The organism is Synechococcus sp. R6-5 (assembly GCF_047461775.1).
Taxonomy (GTDB): domain Bacteria; phylum Cyanobacteriota; class Cyanobacteriia; order Thermostichales; family Thermostichaceae; genus Thermostichus.
In genome coordinates, this window is the sequence record NZ_JANSHV010000034.1 from 1 (window position 1) to 4042 (window position 4042).

Consider the following 4042-nt stretch of genomic DNA (forward strand, 5'->3'; position numbering starts at 1 on the left):
AAGGACTCCGTCCCGCTAACGCGATCAGCAGGGATCCCCTCTCCCAGCCGGCGACAACCTCTCCCTGACACCCTGCCGGCGCTGGCGCGTCAGGCCATTGCCTACTACTTCGCCACCGGCCAGGTGCTGCCACCTCCAGAGGAGATCCCGCCCCACTGGCGGCGCTCTGCGGGGGTTTTTGTAACGGTGAGTACAGAGGGTCGGCCCCGTGGCTGCTGGGGCAGCTTGGATCCCAGCGGCGAGGACCTGGTCAGGGCCACCATCCGGGCGGCGGTGGGGGCAGTCACCCGCGATTGGCGCTACGTACCTCTGCAACCCGGGGAGCTGGAGTCGGCCTCCATTCAGGTAGCCATTGTGCGGCGGGTGGTGCCCATTGCGTCGGCGGGACGGAGTCCTTTTGCCGCTGTGGAGCAGGTGGATCCCACCCGCATGGGCCTATTTGTCCGCTCTGGAACCCGGGGAGCGGTGTTGCTGCCGGGAGAGGCTTTGACGACAGAATGGCAGCTTGCTACCGCTAAGAGGTTGGCCGGGATCCCTGCCGACCAGCCGGTGGAGCTGTTTCGCGTGGAGGCAGAGCTGTTGCATGAGTTTTGAGGAGGGGGCAGATCTCAACGCTTCGCACTGTTGTCGTGAGTGGCTGGCAGCCGTGCTGGGCAACACTCACGTGCGCTGGGGTTGGTTTGTGGAGGAGACCCTGGTGAAGGTGGAGCGGTTTCCTGCTCACCAGCCCTTGTCCTGGCCGCAGCAGACAGAGCTGTGGCTGGCTCCTGTGGGCTCTGCCCCCCTGCCGCCAGCATCGCCCTGGGTGCATCAGTTGGAGCTGTCGCAGGTGCCGCTGCGGGATCCCTACCCGGGGTTGGGGCTGGATCGGGCTTTGGCCCTGTGGGCTGCTGGGATCCACTACGGCTGGCCCTGTTTGGTCATCGACGCGGGTACTGCCCTGACCCTCACAGGAGCTGACTCTGAAGGATCCCTGGTGGGAGGGGCCATCTTGCCCGGCCTGGGGTTGCAGGCGCAGGCGTTGGCTGATCACACAGCCCTGCTGCCCAAAGTGCAGTGGGATCCGCAGGATCCCTTGCCCCCTCGCTGGGCCAACGACACCGTGGCTGCCATCTGCAGCGGCATCCTCCACACCCTCTTGGCTGGCTTGCGCGAGTTCATTGCCGACTGGCGTCGCCGCTTTCCCCAAGGCCCCCTGCTGCTGACCGGCGGGGATGGGAAGTGGCTCCACCCTCACTTGGGCCCGCTTGACCCAGAGCTGCGCTGGGATCCCCACCTGGTGTTGCGGGGAATTGCCGGCTGCCGCCAGCTGCACCGCACTGCCCGCCACTCCCCTAGTGCAGAATAGAAAACAGTCTCTCCCAGCCGCCTGCGAGTAACGGCTTCTTGCTTGGGGATCCCATGGCCAACGGCAACTCCTTCGGTGTCCTGTTTTGCGTGACCACCTATGGCGAGTCCCACGGGGGGGCGGTGGGGGTGGTGGTGGATGGCTGCCCGCCGCGGCTGCCCTTGAGCGAGGCCGACATTCAGGCAGAGCTGGATCGGCGGCGTCCTGGCCAGAGCCCCATCACGACGCCCCGCCAGGAAGCGGATCGCTGCCAGATCCTCTCCGGGGTTTTTCAGGGCTTTACGCTGGGCACCCCCATCCACATCCTGGTGCGCAACCAGGATGCCCGCCCCCAGGACTACCAGGAGATGGCCACCACCTTCCGCCCTTCCCATGCCGATGCCACCTACCAGGCCAAGTACGGCATCCGCAACTGGCAGGGGGGCGGACGGGCCTCAGCGCGAGAAACCATTGGCCGGGTGGCTGCCGGGGCCATTGCCAAGAAGATCCTGCGCCTAGCGGCAGGGGTGGAGATCCTGGCCTACGTGCAGCGGGTAAAAGACGTGGAAGCCCAGGTGGATCCCAGCTCGGTAACTGCAGAGCAGGTGGAGGCCAACATCGTCCGCTGCCCCGATCCCCAGGCGGCGGCGGCCATGATCCAAAAAATTGAGGAGGCGGCGCGGGAAGGGGATTCGCTGGGGGGAGTGGTGGAGTGTGTAGCCCGCCGGGTGCCGCGCGGGCTGGGATCCCCGGTGTTCGACAAGCTGGAGGCCGACTTGGCCAAGGCGGTGATGTCCCTGCCGGCCAGCAAGGGGTTTGAGATTGGCTCTGGGTTTGCCGGCACCTACCTGACGGGCAAGCAGCACAACGACGAGTTTTACATGACCCCCGGCGGCTGGCGCACCCGCAGCAACCGCTCCGGCGGCATCCAGGGGGGCATCAGCAACGGCGAAGACATCGTCCTGCGGGTAGCCTTTAAGCCCACTGCCACCATTCGCCAGCCTCAAAACACCGTCACCCTCAATGGGCAAGAGACGGTTTTGGCGGCGCGGGGACGCCACGATCCCTGTGTCTTGCCGCGGGCAGTGCCGATGGTGGAGGCGATGGTGGCCCTGGTCCTCTGCGACCATCTGCTGCGCCACCACGCCCAGTGCGGATCCCTGGTCTTGCCGGAGGTGCCCCTCCCTGTCGCCGCTGCTCCCCAGGCCTAGGAGTCCCCGGCTATGGCCAAGGCCAAAACCGTCTGGGAGTGCAGCCAGTGCGGCGAGCGCTATGCCAAGTTTTTGGGCCGCTGCGACCATTGCGGCGCCTGGAACACCCTGACGGAAGTGGTCGTCGCCCCAGCGGCCAAGTCCCCACGGGCCCAAGCCCTCGCTCCTAGGTCCAACCGCGCCAATGGGATCCCCCGGTCGGCCCTCCCCCTCTCCCAGGTCTCCTCAGATCGCCACCCTCGCCTCTCCTCCGGCTATGGCGAGTTTGACCGGGTGTTGGGAGGTGGCATTGTGCCGGGATCCCTGGTGTTGATTGGCGGGGATCCGGGCATTGGCAAGAGCACCCTGCTGCTGCAGAGCGCTGCCCACCTGGCCAAGAGCGGGCCCATCTTATACGTGTCGGGGGAAGAATCAGCCCAGCAGATCAAGCTACGCGCCGAGCGGCTGGGGGTGGAAAGCGAGCAGCTCTACCTCTTGGCCGAGACCGACCTGGAGGCCATCGTGGCGGAGATCCAGGCTCTGCAACCGCAGGTGGCGGTGATCGACAGCATTCAAGCCATCTTCTGGGGGCAACTCACCTCGGCGCCGGGATCCGTTTCCCAGGTGCGGGAATGCACCGGCCTGTTAATGCGGCTGGCCAAAAAACTGGGGGTGGCTCTGCTCATTGTGGGCCATGTTACCAAAGATGGATCCCTGGCCGGGCCGAAGGTGCTGGAGCATTTGGTGGACACGGTCTTGTACTTTGAGGGGGATCGCTTCCAAAGCCACCGCCTATTGCGCGCCGTCAAAAATCGCTTTGGGGCCGCTCAGGAAATTGGGGTTTTCGAGATGGCCGCATCCGGCTTGGTGGAGGTGGAGAACCCCTCGCAGCTTTTCTTGAGCAGCCGGGATCAGGCCATGCCCGGAACGGCCACCATCGTCGCCTGTGAGGGCACCCGTCCTCTGGTGGTGGAAGTGCAGGCCCTGGTCAGCCCCACCAGCTACAGCTCCCCCCGCCGCACCTCCACCGGCATTGAAATCAACCGCTTTTTGCAGATCTTGGCTGTGCTGGAAAAACGGGTGGGGATCCCGCTTTCCAAATACGATGCTTACATCGCCTCTGCCGGCGGCATTCAGGTAGCCGAGCCAGCTGCCGACTTGGGGGTAGCAGTGGCCGTGGCCGCCAGCTTCCGGGATCGCCAAGTGGATCCTTTTACAGTCCTGATTGGCGAGGTGGGACTGGGGGGGCAGGTGCGCCCGGTGGCCCAGTTGGAGCAGCGCTTGAAAGAAGCCAGCAAACTGGGGTTTCGCCACGCCATCATCCCCAACAGCCCTGTGTTGTCGGATCACGGCCTGCGCCTGAGTCGGGTGCAGCGGGTGTTGGAAGCCCTGCTGGTGGCTGTGCCCGGTTCCCAGAGCGCAGAGTGAACATCCCCTTGCCTTCCACCCGTCGCCGGCTGCTGGGCTCTGCTGCGCCTATCTCCAAAGGCCAAGCAAGGACTCCGTCCCGCTAACGCGATTGGAC

At 65.4% G+C, this 4042-nt stretch carries 4 protein-coding genes; all 4 read left to right on the forward strand.

What is annotated here, in order from left to right:
• Nucleotides 1–594 (forward strand): AMMECR1 domain-containing protein (locus NW818_RS01930; protein ID WP_414423695.1); only part of this gene is annotated, 594 nt, incomplete at its 5' end.
• Nucleotides 584–1348: a pantothenate kinase gene (locus NW818_RS01935; RefSeq protein ID WP_414351903.1), complete on the forward strand. Its 765-nt coding sequence runs from the start codon at nucleotides 584–586 to the stop codon at nucleotides 1346–1348. The genes NW818_RS01930 and NW818_RS01935, both read left to right, overlap by 11 nt.
• Nucleotides 1349–1401: 53 nt before the next feature.
• Nucleotides 1402–2538 carry a chorismate synthase gene (aroC, locus tag NW818_RS01940; protein WP_414351901.1) on the forward strand — a complete coding sequence of 379 codons (1137 nt, stop codon included), beginning with the start codon at nucleotides 1402–1404 and terminating at the stop codon, nucleotides 2536–2538.
• Between the two features lie 12 nt (nucleotides 2539–2550).
• Nucleotides 2551–3945: a DNA repair protein RadA gene (gene radA / locus NW818_RS01945; protein WP_414351899.1), complete on the forward strand. Its 1395-nt coding sequence runs from the start codon at nucleotides 2551–2553 to the stop codon at nucleotides 3943–3945.
• Nucleotides 3946–4042: the final 97 nt, after the last annotated feature.